This window comes from Coleofasciculus sp. LEGE 07092 (assembly GCF_015207375.1).
In the GTDB taxonomy this organism is placed as follows: Bacteria; Cyanobacteriota; Cyanobacteriia; order Cyanobacteriales; family Coleofasciculaceae; genus LEGE-07092.
This window is the reverse complement of the sequence record NZ_JADEWY010000293.1, coordinates 1-1,190: the sequence shown is the minus strand read 5'-3', so window position 1 is coordinate 1,190 and position 1,190 is coordinate 1. Positions and strand designations below refer to the sequence as shown.

General features: G+C 47.6%; 2 protein-coding genes and 1 pseudogene. 1 reads left to right on the top strand and 2 read right to left on the bottom strand.

Features of this window, described 5'->3' with window-relative positions:
* Positions 1-251: pseudogene (locus IQ257_RS29650) on the bottom strand (hypothetical protein); the annotation flags it as partial.
* 110 nt (positions 252-361) lie between these two features.
* The gene (locus IQ257_RS29645; protein ID WP_193882874.1) at positions 362-520 is read right to left on the bottom strand and encodes a tetratricopeptide repeat protein; all 159 of its coding nucleotides are present in this window, start codon (positions 518-520) and stop codon (positions 362-364) included.
* Positions 521-994: 474 nt separating this feature from the next.
* On the opposite strand from IQ257_RS29645, the gene IQ257_RS29640 reads away from it, so the two are divergent.
* Positions 995-1,190 (top strand): hypothetical protein (locus IQ257_RS29640; RefSeq protein WP_193933529.1); only part of this gene is annotated, 196 nt, incomplete at its 3' end.

Genomic DNA, 1,190 nt, shown 5'->3' with positions numbered 1-1,190 from the left:
GCAATTTCCCCCAATTCCCCACACCCCACCCGACTCAACCGCACTAACTGCGACGCCAACTGATGATCCGCCTCTGGCAATTTCCGCAACCGCTTCCCATACTCCCGCAGCCACGCCTTAAAATAGCAATCATTCACCCGATGTCCTAAATGTTGGAATACCTCTTGTGAGTTCCATCCCTGACTCACCCCAGTTAGCAGTTGCCGAAATAGCTGCTGATAGTCTGCATCACTGAGGCGTTGAAGCTTCACCCGCCTGCGTCTCCTATTCTTTAGCAACGGTGACAATATCAACTGAATCCACCGCACTAGCCACCGCCAAAACCGCTTAACCATTGATTTATCGGAAGAGGTTTATTTTTTCAGTTTATATCTTTGGTTAGATGCGACGCTGTTTCATTCTTTCCTAATTTCTCCAGCGCCACACCCCAGTTGTACCAAGCTAACTGATACTCGGGTTTAAATTGAATCGCTTTCTCATAAGCAGCGATCGCCCCTTCATAGTCTCCCAGATTACCCAGTGCTTACCTCAACTGTACTCTTCAAGGTCTTGGCTAATAGCTCAACTCCACGCTTTGTAGACTAAAATACTCATCCAGTCAGCTTTAGCTGACTTTAGCTATAAGACAGTGGTTTTAACCACTGGCGTTTGTTGCTCATCACCCTTGAAACTGACATCTTGCACCTTTGTCGATAAGCCCGAAAATCCGCCCGGAGTTCAAACTCCGGGCTAATAGTGAAAGTCCATTGAAATGGACTAAAAGCCTTGTAGAGTCAGTATTTAGTCCTCTTAAGAGGACTTTATGTATGAGCCAGTGGTTTTAACCACTAGCGTTTGTTGCTCATCACCCTTGAAACGGATTATTGGATTCACAGGTGGTATCAGTACAGGTAAAACCACCGTCTCAAATTACATATAGCGTTTACATTACCGCTCCCCAACTCCCCTAGCTTGCTGACTTATAGTGGGTAATATTGCAGCGCGAAAAGTGCCAATGTTTGTATCCCAACCCAACGCCACTGAAAACTGGTTTGCCGCCAACCAAGACTACTTAATGGGGGAAATTGCGCGGGTGCGCCAACTCTTGCAACACAAGAGCAATGCAGCAACCAATGGATTGGTATCACCTGCCAACCCTGGGTTTGCCAACGGCAACGGCTCACCACCCCCAGAAGCCCCCCCTCTCTCAC